The following is a 23,000-nucleotide window of genomic DNA, read 5'->3' on the forward strand; positions in this document are numbered from 1 at the left end:
TATATTAATGGTATTTTGTATAAATTTGCAACACATAAAGATACAACTTTCTTTTATACATACAAATTTTAAATATTCTGATTTGATCTCAAAAGAAAATATATTGGCGATAGCCAAAAAAACAATACTCTCTGAAAGTGAAGCAATTACAAAACTAATTGATTTTCTAGACGAAAATTTCTACGAAGCAGTTCAGCGTATCTATGAATCTAAAGGCCGTCTAATCGTTACCGGTATCGGAAAAAGCGCCATTATTGCTCAAAAAATGGTAGCCACTTTTAACTCCACAGGAACTCCTTCTATGTTTTTACATGCTGCAGAAGCGATCCACGGAGATTTAGGAATGATTCAGAAGGACGACGTTATTATCTGCATTTCTAAAAGCGGTAACAGTCCAGAAATTAAAGTGCTGGTTCCTTTATTAAAACGATTCGGAAATACTTTGATCGCTATAACCGGAAACATCACTTCCTTTTTAGCAAAAGGTTCAGATTATATTTTAAACACTACAGTTAACACAGAGGCTTGTCCTATTAATTTAGCTCCAACAAACAGTACTACAGCACAACTCGTAATGGGCGATGCATTGGCAGTTTGTTTAATGGAAATGCGCGATTTTAAACCTGAGGATTTTGCAGTTTATCATCCAGGAGGTGCTTTAGGAAAAAAACTTTTGCTCCGCGTAAAAGACATGATCGAACATTCATTAAAACCAGCTGTCACTCCCGAAACCTCTATCAAAAAAGCAATTTTCGAAATTTCTGAAAAAAGATTAGGTGTAACGGCAGTAATTGAAGACAATAAAATTATTGGAATTATTACTGATGGAGACATCCGACGAATGCTAAACGACGTAGATACTATTGCGGACTTAACTGCAAGGGATATTATGTCTAAAAATCCTAAAGTAGTTTCGTCTGAGACTATGGCAGTCGACGCATTAAATATTTTAGAAGATTTTTCGATTACGCAATTGATAGTTGCGGATAACGGAGAATATAAAGGAGTTTTACATTTACATGACATTTTAAAAGAAGGAATCGTATAATGGCAAAGAAAAATCTTGGCGAGATGTCATTTTTGGATCATCTTGAAGAACTTAGATGGTTATTAGTTAGAAGTACAATTGCAATATGCATTATGGCATTTGTTACTTATTTTGTTAGTGATTATTTATTTGATCAAATTATTTTAGGTCCAATCCGACCTACATTTTTTACTTACGTATGGTTCTGCGATTTATCGCATCAATTGAATTTTGCAGAAAGTATATGTATTACGGAACTGAATTTTATTATTCAGAATACCGAAATGGAAGGTCAGGTCAATATTTTTGTATGGATGTGCCTTTTAGCAGGTTTCATCCTAAGTTTCCCTTATATACTATGGGAAATTTGGAAATTTATCAGCCCTGCGCTTTATGAGAAAGAAAGAAAAAATGCAAAATTATTCATCTTCGTTTCTTCCTTACTTTTCTTTTTAGGAGTTCTTTTTGGATACTTTGTTGTAATTCCGATGTCTGTAAATTTCGTGGCGACTTTCTCTGTGAGTGATGTTGTAAAAAATCAATTTACGCTTGAATCTTACATGGGAATGGTTAAAACAAGTATTCTTGGAAGTGCCATATTTTTTGAATTACCAATCGCCATTTATTTCTTAACGAAGTTAGGATTGGTAACTCCAGAATTTTTAAGAAAGTACTGGAAATATGCCGTAGTACTTATTTTAATTATTGCTGCTATTGTTACACCGCCAGACGTTGTAAGCCAGACGATTGTAGCAATTCCAATGTTAATTATTTACGAAGTCAGTATTCTGATTTCGAAGGTTGTTTATAGAAATAAATTAAAAGAAAATGTCTGATATCATTCAAGAATTTAATGACTATCGTTCTAAAATGAACGAAAAACTGCTTGCTGACAATAACAAAATTGTAAAGCGAATTTTTAATCTTGATACCAATGCATATGCGCCGGGAGCTCTAGATGTAAAAACAAAAGAACTTTTAGGTTTAGTTGCATCTGCTGTTTTAAGATGTGATGACTGCGTAAAATATCACTTAGAAACAAGCCATAAAGAAGGTGTTTCTAAAGAAGAAATGATGGAGGCTATGGGAATTGCAACTCTTGTTGGAGGAACTATTGTTATTCCTCATTTAAGAAGAGCTTACGAATTCTGGGAAGCTCTTGAAGAAGCAGGGAAATAATTAGAAAATGTGCCAATTTGATAATTAGATAATTTCTCTAGAAATAAGTTAATTATTTAATTGTGAAGCACAAATTCTAAATTTGAAAAACGCAATAATTTGTTAATTGATTTATCAAATCGATTATTTTAAATTTATTTTGTCTTTCAAATCAAAATTATAAAATTGAATTTGAGATCGTTTTTTCATTATCTCATTATCTAATTTTCAAATTATCTAATTAAAAAAAATGAAGCTAAGAGCCGATAATTTAATCAAAACCTATAAAGGGCGAAGTGTTGTAAAAGGAATTTCTGTTGAAGTAAATCAAGGGGAAATTGTGGGGCTTTTGGGTCCAAATGGTGCGGGGAAAACAACTTCTTTTTACATGATTGTTGGATTGGTAAAACCAAATCAAGGCAACATTTATCTTGATGATTTGAATATTACCGATTATCCTATGTACAAACGTGCACAGCAGGGAATTGGTTATCTGGCACAAGAAGCTTCTGTTTTTAGGAAATTAAGTATTGAAGATAACATCTTGAGTGTTTTACAATTAACTAAACTTTCTAAAGAAGAGCAAGTTGCTAAAATGGAAAGTTTAATTGAAGAATTCAGTTTAGAGCATATTCGCACGAACCGAGGAGATTTACTTTCCGGAGGTGAGCGTCGCCGTACTGAAATCGCACGAGCATTGGCAACCGATCCGAAATTTATTTTATTGGATGAGCCTTTTGCAGGAGTTGACCCAGTTGCGGTTGAAGATATTCAGAGAATTGTAGCACAATTGAAAAATAAAAACATCGGAATCTTAATTACCGACCACAATGTTCAGGAAACCTTAGCGATTACCGACAAAACCTACTTAATGTTCGAAGGAGGAATTCTTAAAGCTGGAGTTCCAGAAGAATTGGTAGAAGATGAAATGGTTCGCCGCGTTTATCTTGGACAAAACTTCGAGCTTCGTAAAAAGAAACTTGAATTTTAAGAAAGTTATATCTGAATGGTAAAAAGTAAAATGCAAATTTCTTTTTACCATTTTTTTTTTAATCTAATATTCTTAAAAAAGTTACGAATGAAATCAGAAAAACCAACTCAGGAAGATTACGATAATTGGCATAAAGATCCAAAGAATTGGTATTTATTCAATACCTGTTATTATAATCCGAAAGACAAAAGATTACTTCCTCCCAAAAAGATTCAATGGATGGGCTACACTATAAATTTTGCCAATCCATATTCTGTCATGCTCCTATTACCTTTTATAATAATTGTTATTTTAGTTTTATTGAAATAACTTTTAAAGTATTCCAATTACTCAACCGTAATAAAATGCAATTGTTCTAAATCGCCATTGTAGATATTAACATCAACTCGATGTTTGATTCCCGGCAGAGAAGCTTTTTCTGTAAACTGCCAAAAGAGCCAGTCATCTTCAATTTTTTCTCTGTAGAAATTATAATTGGCAATCCAGAAAAGGTATTCGCTAAACTCTTCTTTTAGAAAATCAGAATAATATCTTTCTCCCGAATAAATTATTGGACGAACTTGATAATGTTTTTCAACTTTTGTCAGCCATCGTTTTAATCCTACTTTTAAACTGTCCAAAGACTGATTTTTAGGTAATTTTTCAATATCCAAAACTGGTGGAAGATCTCCTTTTTGAAGCTTCACAGTTTTTATAAAAAGATCGGCCTGCTCGATAGAGTTTTCGTTTGGACGGTAATAATGATAGGCGCCGCGCATCATTTTGTTTTCTTTAGCACCTTCCCAATTTTTTTTGAATTGCCTGTCAACACGATTATTTCCGGCTGTAGCGCGAATAAAAACAAATTGAACGGGATATTTTTCGTCCAAAATCTCAACTTCTTCCCAATCTATTTTTCCTTGAAATTCAGATACATCAATTCCAATAACTTTTCCTCTATGGTTTTCGAGTACGCGAATATTTCTAACATCCGAAAGATGTTTATCAACCTCATCTTCATCTAAAACTTTTTCAGATTTAAACCCTAAATAGTAGGCCAATCCGTTACGATAATGATAAATAACACCAATGAATAAAAGCGCTGAGAAAATTAACAAAAGTCCTCGAAAAAGCCTGCTTAGAAAAGATCTTCCAGCTGGTTTCCTTGAATATGTTTTACGATAAGTCGTTTTTCTTGCCATGAAAATTGAACTACTTCTTCAAAAACAGATTATTAATAATTGACAATAAAACATAGAAAACAATAATCAACGGAATTGCGATGTATTGCAGTAAAACAACTAACAATACTGAAATTGTCAAAAACACAATTTGAAGTGCATTTTCTTTTAAACTGAATTTTTTAATTTTTAAAGAAAACAACGGAATCTCAGCATTCATAATATAAGCACTGCATAAAGTAATAAGCAATAAAACCCATTCATTAGTTAAGATTTCAAGCATCAATAAAGAATCTGAAAATTCTACAACCAAAGGAAGGCTTAAAATAAACAATGCGTTTGCGGGAGTTGGCAAACCAATAAACGAATCTGTCTGGCGAGTATCAATATTAAAGTTAGCTAATCTATAGCAAGCGCCTAAAGTTATGATAAATCCTAAAAAAGGAATAATTTCTTGATTTCCTAATTGATGACCGCTTCTTGTAAACATACTGTACATTACATAACCTGGTACAACACCACTTGTAACCATATCAGCCAAAGAGTCTAATTGTAACCCCAGCGGACTTGAAACTTTAAATAATCTTGCAAAAAAACCATCAAAGAAATCAAAAAAGATTCCTAAGCAAACCATGTAAAAAGCCATCAGAAAGTAAAAAGAATCTTGAAAAGAATTAGCTTTAGATACAAAAACTAATGCGACACAGCCACAAAAAAGATTTATTAATGTAATTAGATTTGGAATGTGCTTTTTAATATTCATAGCTTTAATTTTTGATAATGCAGAGAACAAATTTAGCATAATAACTGGATGCAAAACGAGTTTTTCTAATAGTTTTTTATTTCGCGGCAAGACTTTCAGAATATTTAAGACAACGAACTTAATAGATGATTAAAATATTATATTTTTGATAAAAATTTAAAACCCATATGGGTCAATAAAAAAAGATCTTTTGAAAAAACTTTTAGCATTTCTATTCTTTTGCAGTCTTAGTTCGCAATATGCCCAAACTGTTCGAAAATATTCGAATGAGTTTATGAATATTGGGGTCGATGCTGCAGCATTGGGAATGTCTAGTACGGTAACCGCATCGACAAATGATGTTAATTCAGTTTATTGGAATCCAGCAGGTTTGACACATCTTGAAGATCATCAAATTTCGTTAATGCATGCCAGCTATTTTGCCAATATTGCGCAATATGATTATATAGGTTACGCAAGTCCAATTGATGAAAGAAGTGCCTGGGGAATTTCAATGATTCGTTTTGGAGTTGATGATATTATGGACACCACACAATTAATCGATAATCAAGGAAACATCGATTATAATAGAATCAGCTTATTTTCTACTGCAGATTACGGCTTTACTTTTTCTTACGCCAGGAAACTGCCTGTTGAAGGATTTCAATATGGCGTAAATGCCAAGGTTATTCGAAGGATTATCGGGAAATTTGCCAATTCTTGGGGATTTGGGTTTGATATCGGCCTTCAGTTTGAAAGAAATGATTGGAAATTTGGTTTAATGCTTCGCGACATTACAACAACTTACAATGTTTGGAATATTGATGAAGAAGAATATGAAAAAATCGCCAATGCCATTCCAGGTGAAAACAATACATTACCAGAAAGCACAGAGATTACGCTGCCAAAAGCACAATTAGGGGTTTCCAAAAGATTTGATTTTCATAATGAATGCAGTTTGGTTACTTCTGCAAATTTAAATATGAGATTTGAACAAACGAATGATATTATATCCTCAAAAATAGTAAGTATAGATCCTGCAATTGGATTTGAATTTGGATATACCGATTTGGTTTTTGTGAGAGCGGGCGCAGGAAACTTTCAAAACGTAACGCAGTTGGACAATACTGAAAAAGTAAATTTCCAGCCTAATATCGGTCTTGGTTTTAGATACAAAGGCATACAAATTGATTATGCTTTAACAGATTTAGGAAACCAAAGCACTGCATTGTATTCTAATATTTTTTCACTAAAAGTAGATTTAGGTATCTTTAGATAATCATAAAACCATAAAATCTTAAAAAATTAAAACATGAAAACTGTTATGTTCAAAAAAACACTTTTTATTTTATTCTTCTTATCTAGTTTTATTGGTTTTAGCCAAAGTCTGCCTTTGTCAAAAGATGCTAAAGTAAGTGTTTTAACCTGCGGTCTTGGAAATGAGAGTTATTCATTATTTGGGCATACGGGAATTCGCGTTTCAGATCCGGGAAACAATTTTGATGTTGTTTATAATTATGGAACTTTCGATTTTAGAACACCAAATTTTGTTATGAAATTTGCAAAAGGAGATTTACAATATTTTGCAACTGTACATTCTTTTTCTGATTTTTTAAATGAATATACTTATGAGAAAAGAAGTATTCTCGAACAAGAACTGCTAATTTCACCAGAACTAAAACAACAGCTTTTTGATAAATTAAATTCCGTTTTAGCCTCTGACGAACGTTTTTATACTTATAAATTTATAGATAAAAACTGTACTTCGATGGTTGTTGATGTTATCAATAATACCTTAAAATCTAACTTAATTGTCAAAAAAGAAGATACCGACAAAACTTATCGCACAATACTTTTCCCTTATTTTGACGGACACTTTTACGATCAATTAGGAACAAGTATAATTTTTGGAACAAAAGTGGATCAAATGGGAACGAGAATTTTTCTTCCTTTTGAATTGAAAAACAGCTTAGAAAAAACGATATTTCATAATAAGCCTCTTTCTGGGAAGACCAAAACATTGTTAGAATTTAAAAAAGAAACTCCAAAATCTTGGTGGAATAACATCTATACTTATCTTTTAATCTTGCTGTTTGTCATTTTAGCAAAAGATAAAATAGTCGACAAAATCTATTTTTTGATTTTATCATTAATAGGAATCTTTTTTGTAATAATGGGATTTTATTCTTTTCACCAAGAACTGGCGATGAATTACAACGTTTTACTTTTTAGTCCGCTTTTATTGCTTTTAATTCTGTTTTCTATCTTCAAAAACAAAAAATGGACTTATAGATTTTCTCTTATAAATTTTGTTCTTTTGGTAATCTACTTTTTGTTTTTGATTAATAAAGCACATTTCTTTATAACACTGCCGTTGATTATTACCAGCGGAGTAGTTTTAGTAAGAACTGCAATCCGCAACAAAAAGCCAATTCCGATTATAATATAATGTTATTGGCCTCGGTAGAACAAAACTGTAGTAATAGTTTTGAAAGTGATACTTAAATCGAGAAAGATACTTCTATGTTTGATATAATACAAATCGTATTGAAGTTTAACTAAGCTTTCGTTTATCGATTCTCCGTAAGAATAATTTACCTGAGCCCACCCGGTTAGTCCTGGTTTAATAACATGACGAGTCTCATAAAAAGGCATGACATTTGCAATTTCCTGTACAAAAAATGGTCTTTCTGGTCTTGGCCCAATAACGGCCATATCGCCTTTTAAAACATTAATAAACTGCGGTAATTCATCTATTCTTGATTTTCGCATAAATTTACCAAACGGAGTTACTCTTTTATCGTCATGAGCTGCAAAAACTGCCCCATTGATTTCAGAGTTCTCAGTCATTGTCCTAAACTTATAAATTTTAAAAACAACTCCGTTTTTACCAACTCTTTCTTGTGTATAGAAAAGGCTGCCTTTATTAGCAAAGAAATTACAAAGAGAAATAATAGGAATAAAGATTCCGCAAAAGACAAGTCCAATAAAAGAAAAGAAAAATTCCATTATACGAATTAAAAGCAAGTACAATTTGTTATTATTGCTTCGGCTAAATGGGAAAAATCTATAAAAATCCCGACCAATATAATGAACGGGGATTCGCTGTGTTTTGCTTTCGTAAACCTGGGTATATTCACGAATAATATTACCGCTTTCTAATAAATGGAGTAACTGCTGATATAAATCGGGTGTTATACCGTCTGTTTTCTGAGATGCGATTATAATCTCCGAAACATTATTTTTAGTGACAAATAACTCTAAATCTTCTTTTTTTATTTCTTTCCCGTAATTAAAATCTAATTTTTCATTTGCAGAAGCATCAGAATTTACAAATCCTATAATTTTATAATGTGGATCTACACTTTCTAGTCCTAAAATCAATTCGTCAACCTCGCTTTGATCACATATCATTACTACATTTTGCGAGAAGCGATATGAGGCTAAAAAATAAACATAAAAAAAACGCCATAAGAGTAATGAACTTAAAACCGCAAAATAAAAAAGGACTATTACGATACGCTGTTTAGGAAGTTCTGGCGATAATATCGGTGTAAATAAATACACTGTAACTGCTGTAATTGAAGTTAGAATTACACTTCGCAGTATATGAAGCTGATTACTTGCTGTCTGGAGATTGTACATTTCGAAAATAGCTCCAAAGATGTACACATAAGCAATTAGTAAAAAAGTTTTTAAGAATCGATATTCAGTTAAAACATAATACTGATAATCGAAAAATAAACTCAATAAAAACAATGCGGTAAATATAAATGCGGCGTCAAAAAGAGAAAGCAGAACTTTTCTTTCCGAAATTTCGAAATGCATTTTTCTTTTTAAAAACATTTTAAAAGTTTGTTAGGGGCTTAAACTTGAGGCAAATGTATTATAAAAAAAGAATTAGTCATTATCCATTTTCTTTTTTTTCAGGAATTTTTACCCGAACAGAAAGAAGACATAATGCATAAACAAAAGAAGGGGCTGCAATTCTCATAGCAGCGTGATTTATTGTTAGAAGCCAAAAAAGAAAGAAAGAGAAAAAATATAAATGTTGTCTATTATTTACATAAAGAACAAAAGGCACAAAAAGTAAAATAAGAAAACTAAAGATCCCTAACAAACCATGTTCACTAAATAAACGCGAAATTTCATTATGCGCCGCAACTGCTTGCCCCAGTGATTCTTTTCTATTTTCTTTTCCCATTCCCACACCAATTCCCAAAACAGGATTATCTAGAAACAATTTTAAGTCTGTATCAATAACTGCTTCCCTACCCCCAAGACGATCTTTTTTATCTCTTCCTCTAGCATCCTTATTTGCATATCTTTTTTCAATAAGACCATAGGTTTGAAACGAAGTATAGGAAAATATAGAAACTCCAAGAATTCCTGCTAATACAAAAACAACAGTTATTTTTTTTCTGCCCTTACCATTTGAAAAGGCATAAAGCAACACTAAAAAACAAAAAATCATCACAGCTCCTGTTATTACTCCACCACGCGAAAATGTTGCTATAGCTCTATAACTGATGAAGATTAATAAAATAGCATTTAAAATGATCTCTTTTTTTGATTTTGAAAAAAAAATCAGCTGCGAAAAAAAAATAAACATTCCCAGTCCTAAAATTGTCGATACCTGATTAGGGCCAAATCCTCCTGAAGTTTCAAAATTAGATTGAGTTCCTGTTACTACATCTCTTACACTTGGGTTGTATAAAAATAAATAAATAACTGTTGAAATAATCGGAAGACCTATTGCAATCAAAACATTTTGCAATTCTGAAAACAATAACCGTTTTTGAAACATGTAGATAGAAGCAATTGCTAAACACCACGATCCTGATAAGTTAAATACTACAGCTTTTTTGAGATCAAAATCGAAGTTTTCGTTTGAAGTAGCTACTAAAATTCCAGGAATTAATAACAATAAAAAAATAACGTATAAAAATGATCGTATTGAGAAATTGTTATATAACATTCCAATTATCATAAAAAAAATCACGAGAAATTTCACATATTCATTGTTAAAATTACCTCCCGTCATACGAAGAAACACCTCAACACCAACAAGATATGCTGACACAAAAATTACCTCATTATTTTTATTTCGATTTCGAATTACAATAGAAAGTCCTACAATAGGTATCAATAATGCATAAATTTTAGACAAAAAAGGCATTACAAAAATAATTAATGCTAATAATGCATGAAAAAAGATTATCGCTAAATAACTAAATTTTGTATTTTTCATTATAAATATTTTACTTAGTAAAAATAATTAAAGATTTCAACCATGTTATGTACTCCTTTAAAATTGATTTTTCACCAAAATTTTCATTTACAAAAAGATTTAATTGGTTTCCCATTGAATTACGGATATGTTGATTCTCAATCAATAATTGAAGAGAATCTACAAATTGACTTAAATTATTCGAATCAATTATCAACCCTTCTTTAGGTGAAGGGATTACCTTAGAAATTTCCCCCACATTTGTTGCTATAACAGGTAAATTTGCTAATCCGTATTCTAAAACAGCCAAAGGAAGTCCTTCTGAGAAAGAAGTCAAAACTGCTATCTCGCACTGTTTCAACAAATCTTGAACGTTATTTACCGCACCGTAAAAAAATACTGTATGAGAAAGTCCATTTTCCTTTACTTTTTCTCTTAATATTTTACTATAAGAATCCTTAAAATCTTTACCTATTAAATGAAAAGTCCATTCTGGAAATTTTCGATGAATTTCTATTACGCCATTAATGAGTAAGTTATGGTTTTTTTGAGGTCGCAAATTTGCAACACAAATTATTCTTTCGCCCTCTTTTCCTTTTAACTGACCTATGCTTAGAGACGTTGCGGACTCAATTATAAAGTTTGGAAAGTAAATAATATTTTTACAATTCAAATAATTCTTTGCCCATTTTTTAAGAGAATCATTTACCGAAATAATTCCTAAAAAAAGAAAAGACGAAAGTTTTAATACTAAATTTTTTCTTAATGATAGATTTTGGGAAATTCCATAATGATCATGCCAGATTACCTTAAGCTTTGGCATTGTAACTTTTACTAAAACTGAAATAAAAAAAGAAGAGCTATGTGCATGAATAAATTCAACTTTATTCTTTTTGAGATAATTTCTTAATCTAAAAATTGCCCCTAAATCTAAAGTAGATTTTTTCTTTAAAAATAAATAGATAACTTTTTGATCTAATTGATCTAGAAGCAGACCTTCGTTTCTTGTTGATATTAATCCTGAAAATTCAATTTTGTCAGCGAGTGAATTTGCATAATTTACAGCCATTCGTTCTGCACCACCAACGTCTAAGGAATCTATAATCTGTACAATTCTCATTTTATCAGCAATTTTGCAATTTCATTTTCAAAAACATCAGTAGTAAAATTGCGTGACCAGCCGGCAGCTAGCTGACTTTTGTCAAAAAAGGATTTTTGGTTTATTATTAAATTCTCTAGTTGAACTATATCTTTACTTAAATTCATTTCGAGTAAAATCCCGTGTTTATTAAAATTTAACATATATGGTACGCATGAAACTTTTGTAGCAATAGGAACACATCCCCAGAACATACCCTCTGCGATGGCTTTTGGCCAACCTTCACTTTTCGATGGTAAAATTACAAAATGACTTTTTTGATATGCTTTTATTAAAGTTTCCTTACTATGATTACCCCTTAAAACAATCTTAGTATCCAACTTATTCATCTGAATGTAATTTTCTAATGAATTTCTTTCTATTCCCTCTCCGTACAAATCTAATGTTACATCATTTCCGTTCTTCAGAAGCAACTCAACTAACTTAACCGCATATAATGGATTTTTTCCAACCACTAAATTTCCAACAAAAACAAATTTTATTCCGTTCTTAAAATCAGCTTTTTCAACACTGCTTTTTTCAGATTCTGAATAAGTAGCTGTAAAAAAAGATTTTATATTTTTCGATTGATTTGGCCATTCTCCATATACCAAAACCTTCATATTTCTTGTTAAAAATGCATTACTAAGAATCCATTTTTGAAAGCGATAGCTCCAAGGCTGTTTACTTTTAGGATCCCAATTTCCTGCATACTTTGCTGTCTTTTTCTTAAACGGAAAAAATATTTGAATCATACATCCTAGCAGGCCCATATTACCGGGACATCTTAAATGTATATGATCCGCTTTTTGCATCGCGCAAAATATTCTCCAAAGAATAATCGGAATTTTAAATATAAAAAATACACTGCTTTTGAAACTAGTAAGGCTAAATTCTGGTACAGACAAAAAATCAATATTAGCATGCTCATAAGGTGCATCTATTGCCGATGTTTTTCCTTTTGTCACTGGTGCTACTACTATTAATTGACTTACATTTTTTAGCCACATATTCATTTCACGAATATATGGTGCATAACCAAAATACTGGCAGTCGTTTCTCAGATGAACAACATGTGTAATAATAGCAAATTTCATTATTATTCTTTTATGACTTGGCTATAGATAAAATTCTTTTTATGTAATTTTTTGGATGTAAATTTTGACTGCTCCATATAAAATTATTATGCCTCATCTTTAGATATCTTTTTTCGTTAAGCAGATTTTCAATTTTTTCTGGTAGTTGATTGTAAGCATTTCTAGCGCTCAATTTTTCATAATTGACATGCTCACTAAAATCTTCTATAACAACATTTAATGGAGTTGACACAATTGCTTTTCCAAATAATAGATATTCTCCGATTTTCCATCCAGGAGTATCTTTTAATCCATCATCTGCAATACCAATGTCTGCTTTTAGTAGTGAATTAAAATATTCTTTTTTTGATGTTTTTTTTAAATCCAGCAATAAATCTGGAGCTTTTTTTTGTGACAGGGCATCTGAAAATATCCCAACAGAAGAATTTTTAAAATTATTTTTTATAATTCGACAAGCTTCAATACGAAATTCATTTTGAATCTCTCTTCTTTGTTTTTCTTCAGAATCAGAGTGATTGCTTGCATCCCACAATCTTGTATGAAAAATTATCATTCCGCCATTATCTTTCACTTGATTAGGAAAACCTCTGACATCCATCGCATTATGCGACAAATTGGTTCCTAAATTAAAGTAATCAACTGCGCGTACAACTTCAATTCTATTTTTATTGTTAATAAGATCTTTAAAACCAAACTTTAATAAAAGCTGTAAAGACTTATACGAAAAATTCACTTGAAAATTAAGGGGGTATACATTTTTTTTGTAATCTACCTGTAATAATGATCTTTTAAAATAGAAATCATATTTGTCTGGATTTTCAATAAACAAAATGTTGTCTGAATAATCAAAAAAGATTTTTCTTCCATTTATATGAAGAACTGCTCCGCCAGTCATTATCTTATTGTTAAAAACAATATCGAAATCTAAATTTTGTTCTTCGCAGTGATACATTACCGAATAAATCAGCATATTATGATGAGAAGTCCATTTAGGTAATTCAAGTTTCATTAAAATCACTGTTTTTGTAATACTTCTAAAAGTAAATCATTCCATTGATTCATAACTCTTTTTTTAGAAAAACGTTCTAATTTACTTTTTTGATTTAAAATAGTACTAGTTCTTAATTCTGGAGAATTTATCAATAAATCTAATTTTTCTGCGAATTTGATTTTATCATCTAGAGGAACTATAAATCCGTCTTTTTCATTAGAAACAATAGTCTTTGGCCCATGTGGAGAATCATAAGAAATAATTGCAAGTTCTGCCTGCATTGCTTCTAACAATACCATTGGGAAAGCTTCTGATTTAGAAACTAATACAAAAATTTTAGCCTGTTGCATTTTATTCTTAATTTCTGCAGTTCCAGGAAAAACTTTAAAACTTTGTTCAATCTTTTTTTCAAGAATTTTTTTCTGCAAATTTTTAATATTTCCATTTCCATAAACATGAACTTCCCAATTTAAATTTTCAGAGTGTATTATAGACCAGATATCAACCAAATGATCTAATTGTTTTTCTCCAACTATTCTCCCTGCCGAAATTATTATATTTTTTTTAATTGAATTCGATTCTTTAGATTCCTCTGTATCAATAAAATTTGGAATTACAGTTAAGTTTTTTAAATCGTAATAATCAAGTTCATATTTACTTAACAAAACAACTTTATCATATCTATTGATAATTTGATTTTTTAAGAACCATCCTTTTTTCTTATTAGCGTAATTTGATCTGTGTATTTCTGTTATTTTAGGGATTTTAGTAGCAATAAAAGGAATGATTAAGGAATCAATACTAATCATATTCGTAAATAGAACCTCTATTTTTTCACGCTCTATTATATCTTTAACTTTACGGTATAATTGTATAGCTTTAGGAATATTTTTTACATATTGAGTAATTCCGCCTCCTAATTGGGCAGAAATATTTAGATTATAACGTTTACAATTTGAATTTATATTATAAAAAAAAGGCATATCGATTTCTTTCTTAGTTATTAAAACTACCTCATAACCAAACATTTCAATCCATGCATTAATTTTTTCAGCTATGATTCGCTCAGTTCCTCCTATACCCGCCATTCTATAAACTAAAATTCCAATTTTCATTCTGAGACTATTTGAAATTGATCTGTATTTTTTTTATTATTCTGATTTCCTCTACAAAAGATTTGTATAATCTAAAAATTCTATTTTTGGCTCCGAACTGACTAAGTCAATTCTAACAATTGTAAAAGAATTTTTAGATATTAATTACTTTTTTGCTAAAATTTCCAAAATTAAATCATTCCACTGATTCATAACTCTTTTTTTGGAAAACATATCCAGTTTCATCCTCTGATTTTCAATGAAATTTTCTCTCAGTAATGCATCATTAATCAGTAATTCTAATTTTTCGGCAAAAGATATTTTATTATTCAATGGCACTATAAAACCATCTTTTCCATCAGTAACCATGCTTTTAGGTCCATTTGGCGAGTCATATGAAATGATAGGCAATTTTGCATTCATGGCCTCCAACAAAACCATTGGGAAGGCTTCGGTGGCAGAAACTAATGCAAAAATACTTGCATCCTGCATCTTGTTTTTTATTTGCGCTGTCGAGGGGAATATTTTAAAACTATCCTGCAAGGACATTGCATTAATCTTTTCTCTTAAAATTTCTATTGGACCGTCTCCATAAAGATGAACCTCCCATTGATCATATTTTGAAGCAATTATAGACCAAATATCTATTAAATGATCAAATTGCTTTTCTCTTGAAATTCTACCAGCTGAGATTATAATATTTTTTTTATCGTTTTTAGAATAATTATAATCTGAATTATCAATAAAATTAGGAATTACTGCAATGTTATCCAGTGGATAATAATCAACTTCACTTTTATTGAGCACTACAAATTTTTTGTATCTATTGATAATTAAACTCTTTAAAATCCAAGCTTTTCTATTATGTGCAAAACCAGACCCATGAATCTCAGAAACTTTAGGAATTCTTATTTTAACAAAAGGAACTACTAATGAATCAATTCCTCTCATGGTTGTAAATAAAACATCAATCTTTTCTGATCTCATTACTTTATTTAATTCAGTGTAAAGCTTAAAAGCACTAGGGATATTTTTTATGTAATTTTTGACACCTGATCTTAATTTAGCAGGAATGTTAAGATCATAACGTTTACATTTCTTATTTATCTCATAAAAAAAAGGAGTTTCTGCTTCGCATTTTGTTATTAAAACTACATCATATCCATAACTCTCTATCCATGCATTTACTTTTTCGGAAGTAATTTTCTCAACTCCTCCAACACCTGACATTTTATAAACTAGTATTCCAATTTTCATTTTAAGATTATTACTATTTAGCATTTATTATTCCTCCAAAGAACATTTCAAATAATTACTATTTAAATACTATATTTCTGTAAACATTTATATTTTGGAGAATTATGTTTTCAAGTTTATATTTGTCAAGTACGAATTCTCTGGCTTTGAAACTCATCTTTAGAGCCTTCTCTTTGTTGGAAAGTACCCAAATAATTTTTTCAGCAATATCTTCCGGATTATGTGGATCACAGAGCAACCCAGTTTTGTAATCCTCTATTGCTTCAGGTCCAGGACCATATTTAGTGAAAATTACCACTTTTTGCATTGCCATCGCTTCTGGAGCTACTAAACCTTGCGTTTCCATATGCGATGGAAAAACACATACAGAAGCTTCTGCATACACTTTCGGAATATCATGATACGAAACTAATCCATGAAAATGAATGTCGATTGCTAATTCACCTAATTGTGGTATTTCCTTATCTTTAAGCATGTCAGTATATGAGCTTCCATCTGGAAAAGACCAATCTCGACCATAAATTTCCAGAGTTGCATCTGGAAATTCTCTTTTTACAAATGGAAAAGATTGAATTAATTGACGCACACCTTTTTTTTCGCAGACTGTACCAGCAAAAACAATTCTATTTTTATATTCTTGTTTGCTTTCAAGTGGTTTAAAAAAATCGGTGTCAATGGGATTACTTATATAGTCTACTTGCTTATTATTAAAGCTCAAATATTTCTCTGTATGACTTTTTACATACTTTGAAACTGCAATAAATGCATCAGCTTTTTTAAAAGATCTTTTTTCTTGAAATCCCTTCCATCTATTGATTTCTCTTTTTTCGCTTTCAGCAAAAAAATGATGCCCACCATGAAGCCTTATAATATATTTTACAGCTTTTATTTTAGAAAGAAATGCAAGACCCAGTTCAGAAGATTCAATAATATCAATTCTTTGTTTTTTATGGATTTCTCGAAGTTTTGCATCAATTGCCTTTGAATTTAAATACCAAGATATGCCTTTTATTTTGTTTGGTTTTAATCTATAAATTTCAACTCCTTCAATATTTTGAGTTTCGTTTTCTGAAGTATAATTAATTCCAACAACCGATACTTTAATTCCTTTTTTGACTAATGCTATAGAAATTGTCTTAACAAAACTGCCAATTCCTCCATGTGGAAATCCTTCTTTAGGAAATTCATTTGTTAAGAAACAGATGTGCATTTTGAACTTTCTTTAATAACATTTTGGACTTTCTCTGAAGAATTTTCATAATCTTCCAGTACAAGGTCTTTCCATTTTAGCATACTTGTACTGCATTTTTTTTGAAAAGTAATTTTACTTACTGTTTCCTCTTTACTATTTAGCCAAATAACGGCATCAGAATCTGGCATACTTTTGAAATGTTGATAGTTGTAAACTGTTTTTACTGACCAATCATTTACGGTTTTATTATCTTGATCGTAATTAATAAACGCACAAGGTTTATTAAACATAGCAAAATCAAAACCCATTGTCGAACCAACATTAACAACTATATCGGAATAAAAAGCTGTACTCACTAATAATTTTACATCTTCGACTGAAGGATACACCACATTCCATTCTTTTGACACGGTGAAATACCATAAAGGAGCTACTTCTTTAATTAAATCTTTGTACTGATTTAAAAGCTCATCAAATCTACCAGACAAATCTACAGGACATCTTCTCAAAAGTATCTGATATTCATTTTGCAGATTAGCTTTAGTAATTTCTTCTGCAATATCATTTAAGTAAGATGGATCATCTGGAGATGTTTTTGTGTCATCGCCCGAAAAACAAATAATTTTTTTATTAGGGTCTAGATTATACTTTTTATAAAAAACTTCTTTATCAATTATATTGTCTGAATCGCTATAACATTCAAATTGAGGAGTTCCAGTGATATGAATCTGCTCTAGTTTTATTTCTGGATAATACAAGTTTAGTTCTTTTTTCATGTAATCTGACCAAACCAAATAATCATCAGCTCGTAATGCCAAACGTGCCTTTGGTAGATTATCCCACGAATATATAACGGTTGCTGTTTGAATATTCAAGTCTGCAGCAACACTAAATATTGTAGCAGCCTTTAATGCTCGTTGATGAGAACAAAAAACAACTGAAGGTTTGACTTCTTCCAAAATATCTTTAACCTCTTTATAAAACTTATTTTTGCGGATAGCTTGCTGATATTTTTTTTCAAGCTTTAAAATTCTATGATAGCTTTTAAAATAGGGTGCTAAAATCTCGATTATTTTGTAAAAAATCTTCTTAGAAAATGAATTCTGATTCCAGTTCCAATTGGATAATAACGTCGGATTATTAACCTTTGAATCGTTATAATACAACCTTGAAAGACATATCAATTCTCGAAGAAACTTTTCTTTGACAGATTCCTTATAATTTGGAATTACAATATCTTCATTAATTGATGTATTCTCTTCAATTGCTTTTATAGTTTCTGAATCGAAATTATGGAAGAGAATTAAATCTCCATGAAAGTTTTTAAATACATTTGAATAAAGATAATTCCTTATACCAACACCGTCAGGAAACAATAATAAAACTTTATCTTTTTTCATTCTATTTTGTTGTAAAAAAGTCTTTCAATATCCTTGCTGTAAAGATCTTTGCCCCAGCATCATTCATATGTCCGCAAGATGAAAAGTACTTATCCTCTACAACAACATTTTCATAATTATGAATTTCTGGATATGCTTTTTTTACTTTATCAAAATAATCCATTCCTTTCACATTCTCGCACATTGGCGTCATAAGTGCAATAAAATTAACATTATGACTTTGACAAAGATTTTTTATTTCTTCATAGTATTTATTATGCGGTAATGGGTTTAAATTGACAATATTATTTTTCATATTACCATTTTTATGTTTTTGTAAAGGATAATATCCTAAATTATCCAAAGCATTTGTTTTTTCGTTTGAAACAATTTTATAAACTTCACGAAAGCCAATTTTACCATCATACTTTACATATCGATAGAATGGAATATAATACAACTCGCTAAAATTTTCTTCTGAAGCAAAATGTTCTTTTATAACTTCAGAATTACGAATGTAAGGTAAAAATTTTGCTGAGACTCCATCTGATTCCTTATCATTAGAAAGATTTAAATCGGCTTCAAGGATAATATTTTTTATTTCGTATTTTCTTTCCAACATTAATTTTAGTATTAATGATGCCTCAAATAAATGTCCTCCACTCATCCCATAATTAAATGCTTTTAATCCTTTGTCTTCAAACATTTGGGCTACAAAATGATTATTTGCTCTCGAAGATCCCAGAATAACAACATCATATTTTTGAGCTTTTGAACTAAAAACCTGCTCAATTTTCCCTCTCTTATTAGATTGCATAAAGACATACGTATAGATTCCGTCTAAAAGAAATGCTATTAACATAATCAATAAAACAATTTTAGCTGTATAAATTAAAAATTTATTCATTAGAATTGAAAATATATAAATTCTTTATAATCTGAAAAAGTTCCAAAAGCAATTATTGCTAAAATTGCAAAAGCTGTTTTCAACGTGCTCATTTTCCCTGAAAGTGGTTCTACTTTAGAGCGATTATTCCATTCTATTAAAACAAATAAACCAATCATCAGTAACAATTCATAACTATAACGTTCATTATCGAGATACTGAAAACTGAAATCTTTACTTGTTACAATACGTTTGAGATATGAAACCGCATCTGTTATTGTTCTCGCCCTAAAAAAAACCCATGCTATACAAGTTAATATGAATGTATACAATATGCTAGCAAATATCTTTACCGAATCAAAATTGAATTTCAATTGAATTGTATCCATATTGTTTCGATTGCTGTTTGATAAAAGTAAGGGTAGAAAATAAACCGCATTTATAAATCCCCAAGCGATATAGGTCCAGTTTGCTCCATGCCAAAAACCACTAACTACAAAAATTATAAAAGTATTTCTAATTTTCATCCACAATCCTCCTTTGCTTCCACCTAACGGTATATATAAATAATCTCTAAACCAAGAAGAAAGTGAAATATGCCAACGACGCCAGAACTCGGCTATATCTCTTGAAAAATATGGATAATTAAAATTCCTCAGCAAATCCAAACCAAATAGTTTAGAAACTCCTAGAGCAATATCAGAATATCCTGAAAAATCTCCGTAAATCTGAAAAGCGAAATAAATAGCCCCCACAATAAGTGAGAAAGAATTCATTGAAGTATAATTATCAAAGATAGCATTTGCGTAAGGTGCGCACGTATCTGCAATAACCACTTTTTTGACTAGCCCCCAGATAATTTGATAAATTCCTTCTTTGGCTGTATGATAATTGAATTCTCTTTTTACTTTTACCTGAGGTAATAAATGCGTTGCTCTTTCTATTGGCCCAGCAACTAACAGTGGAAAGTAGCTTACAAAAAGTGAATAGTCTACGAAATTATATTCGGCTTTTATTCTTTTAAAATAAATGTCAATTACATACGAAAGTCCGTGAAAAGTATAAAATGAAATTCCTACCGGAAGAATAACATTTAGAAGAATTGGACTTGCCTTAAATCCTGCCGAAGTAAATAATTCAGCAAAGGAAGCAGCAAAAAAGTTGTAGTATTTAAATACTCCTAAAAACCCCAGATTAACCAAAATGCTTAACCAAAACCAAAACTTTCTATTTTTTTCTGACTTTCCTTTTTCGATCTGAATTCCTGTATAGTAATCTAGGAAAGTTGAAAAAACTAATAGAAATAGAAATCTCCAATCCCAGCAAGAATAAAAATAATAACTGGCAATAATCAGCAGAGCATTTTGTGTGCTTTTGTTTTTATTAAAAACAAACCAATACAGGAAGAAAACGATTGGCAGAAAAATAGCAAATGCTATAGAATTAAAAAACATAAATATTTTTAAGTGATATTGATAAAATCAGACATTTATATATCTCTAAATTGTTTTTGATGGTTGAGATGCCAAATATCGTTTTTCTTTAATGATTGTAAAAATAATTCACTGCTATTTCCTGTACCAAAATCATTATCTGAAATATTAATTTTATGAGAATCAATTTTTGAAAGAGCTTCATTTATCTTTTCTTCTGAATAATCTACATTAATAATATCTGCATGAACAGCTCTGTTTTGCTGACGTGTTCCTATATTTATAATTGGGATTCCATAATACGGAGCCTCTCGAATTCCAGCACTACTATTTCCAATTATGAACTGACAGTTTTTTAATAATGTTAAGAAATATTCAAATCTTAGCGAAGGAAAAACCCTAAATCTTTTATTATTTTCTAATCTTTTAAATGCATCGAGAATATATTGGCTTCCTAAATCATTATTTGGATAAATAACAATGTAATTATGATTGTCATTTAATAAACAGTCAACAAAATCGGAGGCATACTTTTTCATGGAGGAAAACTCTGTGGTCACAGGATGAAACATTACAACTGCATATTGATCAAATTGAATATCGTAATATTTTTTTGCTGTTTCTAAAGAAGGTAGATTTTCCGAAAACATAATATCTATATCTGGAGAACCTATTGTAAATATAGATTCTTTTACTTCTCCCATTTGAAGCAGTCTTTTAGCCGCTTCTTTATTAGACACAAAATGGATGTGACTTAATTTACTGACACTATGACGAATTAATTCATCTACAGTTCCCGAAACTTCGCCTCCTTCTATATGAGCTACCAGAATGTTATTTAGAGAACCTACTATAGCGCCAGCCAATGTTTCTACGCGGTCACCATGTACGACAATCATATCTGGATTTACTTCTTTACAATAGTTAGAAAGTCCTTCAATAGTTTTGGCAAGTGTCAAATCCATTGTAGTCTCGTGAGTATGATTTTTGAACGTATGTACATTTTTAAAATTACAGCGTTCAATTTCTATCAAGGTATACCCATATACTTCCTGAAGATGCATTCCCGTTACAAAAACAAAAACCTCAAATTCTCGCTCTCTTTCAAGTGTTTGAATTAATGATTTTATCTTACCAAAATCCGCTCGGGTACCTGTTAAAAAAAGAATTTTTCTAGTAGAATTACTCAAAATCAGCAAAATCTAATTGTTCATCATTTTCGATATCTCTTGAAGCAGTTTTACCAATTAAGTCATTAAAGTGTTCTGCCAAGATTTTACCCGTACCTGGTCTTTTTACCCAAATATTTTCTTTAGAAAAAATTTCTCCTTTTTTAATTGTTTTAATACTACAAACTGTAGCAAAAGCAAAATCAATGGTAACTTGTTCTTCAAAAGCTGGTTTTTTAGTTCCTCCTCTCATCAATGCAATTTCACTACTAGACACAATAAGTTCAGCACAGGCTTTTTCATCCATGCTGCAGACAATATCTGGTCCTTGTCTCTGCATATGATCTGTAAAATGTCTCTCTAAGATACTAGCCCCAAGAGCAACCGCACCTAAACAAGCGTTATTATTTAATGTATGGTCACTTAACCCAAATACTTTATCAGGAAAATTTTGGTGCAATTCAGTCATTGCTCCAAAACGCACTAAGTGAATAGGTGTAGGATAAAGATTAGTTGTGTGTAATAAAGCTACAGGAACATTATATTTGTCGAAAATGGCAACTGCTTTTTGAATACTTGCAATTGTATTCATTCCAGTGCTTAGAATTACAGGCTTTCCAAAAGATGCAATATGCTCTAATAAAGGATAATTATTACACTCCCCTGAACCAATTTTATAAGCTGGAATATCAAACTTTTTTAATCTTTCGGCCGCTGCTCTAGAAAATGGAGTAGAAATAAAAATCATTCCTTTACTCTCTACATAATTCTTTAATTCCAATTCTTCATCTTCGTTTAAAGAACATCTTTCCATTATTTCATAGATTGAAACATCTGCATTTCCTGGAATTACTTTTTTAGCAGCTCCGGACATTTCATCTTCAACAATATGAGTTTGGTGTTTTACCACCTCAACTCCTGCTCTGTGAGCGGCATCAACCATTTCTTTGGCTACTTGCAAAGAACCTTCATGATTAATACCAATTTCGGCTATAACTAAAGGAGGAAAATCAGATCCAATTTTACGGCCTGCGATTTCTACAAATGGATTCATTA

General features: G+C 30.7%; 22 protein-coding genes. 7 read left to right on the top strand and 15 right to left on the bottom strand.

Going from position 1 to position 23,000, the window contains the following annotated elements; genetic code table 11:
* Positions 1-82: 82 nt before the first annotated feature.
* The 5 genes from HYN86_RS01435 to HYN86_RS01455 all read left to right on the top strand — a co-directional run bounded on the left by HYN86_RS01435 (position 83) and on the right by HYN86_RS01455 (position 3,485).
* On the top strand, positions 83-1,048 hold the full coding sequence (locus tag HYN86_RS01435; RefSeq protein WP_162789254.1) for a KpsF/GutQ family sugar-phosphate isomerase: 966 nt from the start codon (positions 83-85) through the stop codon (positions 1,046-1,048).
* Complete coding sequence (tatC, locus tag HYN86_RS01440; RefSeq protein ID WP_113676463.1) at positions 1,048-1,863, top strand: twin-arginine translocase subunit TatC; 816 nt, start codon at positions 1,048-1,050, stop codon at positions 1,861-1,863. The genes HYN86_RS01435 and tatC overlap by 1 nt, the downstream gene beginning before the upstream one ends.
* A complete protein-coding gene (locus HYN86_RS01445) occupies positions 1,856-2,206 on the top strand; it encodes a carboxymuconolactone decarboxylase family protein (RefSeq protein WP_113676464.1) in 351 nt (116 codons plus the stop codon). Before tatC ends, HYN86_RS01445 begins: the two co-directional genes overlap by 8 nt.
* A 229-nt stretch (positions 2,207-2,435) precedes the next feature.
* Positions 2,436-3,176, top strand: a complete 741-nt coding sequence (lptB, locus tag HYN86_RS01450) for an LPS export ABC transporter ATP-binding protein (protein WP_095952286.1) — start codon at positions 2,436-2,438, stop codon at positions 3,174-3,176.
* Positions 3,177-3,263: 87 nt separating this feature from the next.
* On the top strand, positions 3,264-3,485 hold the full coding sequence (locus HYN86_RS01455) for a DUF5808 domain-containing protein (protein ID WP_113679821.1): 222 nt from the start codon (positions 3,264-3,266) through the stop codon (positions 3,483-3,485).
* Positions 3,486-3,502: 17 nt separating this feature from the next.
* Here HYN86_RS01455 and HYN86_RS01460 read toward each other — a convergent pair whose 3' ends face one another.
* Positions 3,503-4,357, bottom strand: a complete 855-nt coding sequence (locus HYN86_RS01460) for a glycoside hydrolase family 25 protein (RefSeq protein ID WP_113676465.1) — start codon at positions 4,355-4,357, stop codon at positions 3,503-3,505.
* A 10-nt stretch (positions 4,358-4,367) separates the two neighbouring features.
* A complete protein-coding gene (locus tag HYN86_RS01465; RefSeq protein ID WP_113679822.1) occupies positions 4,368-5,099 on the bottom strand; it encodes a CDP-alcohol phosphatidyltransferase family protein in 732 nt (243 codons plus the stop codon).
* A gap of 190 nt (positions 5,100-5,289) precedes the next feature.
* Here HYN86_RS01465 and HYN86_RS01470 point away from each other — a divergent pair, with 190 nt between their 5' ends.
* Positions 5,290-6,357 (top strand): putative type IX sorting system protein PorV2, encoded by a 1,068-nt coding sequence (locus tag HYN86_RS01470; protein ID WP_449404022.1) that lies wholly within the window; start codon positions 5,290-5,292, stop codon positions 6,355-6,357.
* 33 nt (positions 6,358-6,390) lie between these two features.
* Complete coding sequence (locus HYN86_RS01475; protein ID WP_113676467.1) at positions 6,391-7,527, top strand: lipoprotein N-acyltransferase Lnb domain-containing protein; 1,137 nt, start codon at positions 6,391-6,393, stop codon at positions 7,525-7,527.
* A gap of 2 nt (positions 7,528-7,529) precedes the next feature.
* Here the strand turns inward: HYN86_RS01475 and HYN86_RS01480 are convergent, their stop codons facing one another.
* From HYN86_RS01480 to neuB, 13 genes are all read right to left on the bottom strand, one after another.
* The gene (locus HYN86_RS01480; protein WP_113676468.1) at positions 7,530-8,924 is read right to left on the bottom strand and encodes a sugar transferase; all 1,395 of its coding nucleotides are present in this window, start codon (positions 8,922-8,924) and stop codon (positions 7,530-7,532) included.
* Positions 8,925-8,985: 61 nt separating this feature from the next.
* Positions 8,986-10,329 (bottom strand): O-antigen ligase family protein, encoded by a 1,344-nt coding sequence (locus tag HYN86_RS01485; RefSeq protein ID WP_113676469.1) that lies wholly within the window; start codon positions 10,327-10,329, stop codon positions 8,986-8,988.
* Positions 10,330-10,339: 10 nt separating this feature from the next.
* Positions 10,340-11,428 (bottom strand): glycosyltransferase, encoded by a 1,089-nt coding sequence (locus HYN86_RS01490; protein WP_113676470.1) that lies wholly within the window; start codon positions 11,426-11,428, stop codon positions 10,340-10,342.
* Complete coding sequence (locus HYN86_RS01495; protein ID WP_113676471.1) at positions 11,425-12,543, bottom strand: glycosyltransferase family 4 protein; 1,119 nt, start codon at positions 12,541-12,543, stop codon at positions 11,425-11,427. Before HYN86_RS01495 ends, HYN86_RS01490 begins: the two co-directional genes overlap by 4 nt.
* A gap of 10 nt (positions 12,544-12,553) precedes the next feature.
* Positions 12,554-13,552: a hypothetical protein gene (locus tag HYN86_RS01500; protein ID WP_113676472.1), complete on the bottom strand. Its 999-nt coding sequence runs from the start codon at positions 13,550-13,552 to the stop codon at positions 12,554-12,556.
* A gap of 5 nt (positions 13,553-13,557) precedes the next feature.
* Entirely contained in the window at positions 13,558-14,649 is a 1,092-nt protein-coding gene (locus HYN86_RS01505; RefSeq protein ID WP_113676473.1) for a glycosyltransferase, read from the bottom strand.
* A 144-nt stretch (positions 14,650-14,793) separates the two neighbouring features.
* Positions 14,794-15,885: a glycosyltransferase family 4 protein gene (locus HYN86_RS01510; protein WP_162789256.1), complete on the bottom strand. Its 1,092-nt coding sequence runs from the start codon at positions 15,883-15,885 to the stop codon at positions 14,794-14,796.
* Positions 15,886-15,943: 58 nt separating this feature from the next.
* On the bottom strand, positions 15,944-17,095 hold the full coding sequence (locus tag HYN86_RS01515; RefSeq protein ID WP_113676475.1) for a glycosyltransferase family 4 protein: 1,152 nt from the start codon (positions 17,093-17,095) through the stop codon (positions 15,944-15,946).
* A complete protein-coding gene (locus HYN86_RS01520; RefSeq protein ID WP_113676476.1) occupies positions 17,077-18,477 on the bottom strand; it encodes a UDP-glycosyltransferase in 1,401 nt (466 codons plus the stop codon). Before HYN86_RS01520 ends, HYN86_RS01515 begins: the two co-directional genes overlap by 19 nt.
* A gap of 1 nt (position 18,478) precedes the next feature.
* Entirely contained in the window at positions 18,479-19,363 is an 885-nt protein-coding gene (locus HYN86_RS01525; RefSeq protein WP_113676477.1) for a hypothetical protein, read from the bottom strand.
* Complete coding sequence (locus tag HYN86_RS01530) at positions 19,363-20,796, bottom strand: MBOAT family O-acyltransferase (RefSeq protein WP_113676478.1); 1,434 nt, start codon at positions 20,794-20,796, stop codon at positions 19,363-19,365. The genes HYN86_RS01525 and HYN86_RS01530 overlap by 1 nt, the downstream gene beginning before the upstream one ends.
* Positions 20,797-20,831: 35 nt before the next feature.
* The gene (gene neuC, locus HYN86_RS01535; RefSeq protein ID WP_113676479.1) at positions 20,832-21,965 is read right to left on the bottom strand and encodes a UDP-N-acetylglucosamine 2-epimerase; all 1,134 of its coding nucleotides are present in this window, start codon (positions 21,963-21,965) and stop codon (positions 20,832-20,834) included.
* The gene (gene neuB / locus HYN86_RS01540) at positions 21,958-22,998 is read right to left on the bottom strand and encodes an N-acetylneuraminate synthase (protein WP_113676480.1); all 1,041 of its coding nucleotides are present in this window, start codon (positions 22,996-22,998) and stop codon (positions 21,958-21,960) included. Before neuB ends, neuC begins: the two co-directional genes overlap by 8 nt.
* Positions 22,999-23,000 lie beyond the last annotated feature (2 nt).

This window comes from Flavobacterium fluviale, from assembly GCF_003312915.1.
GTDB classification, from domain to species: Bacteria; Bacteroidota; Bacteroidia; order Flavobacteriales; family Flavobacteriaceae; genus Flavobacterium; species Flavobacterium fluviale.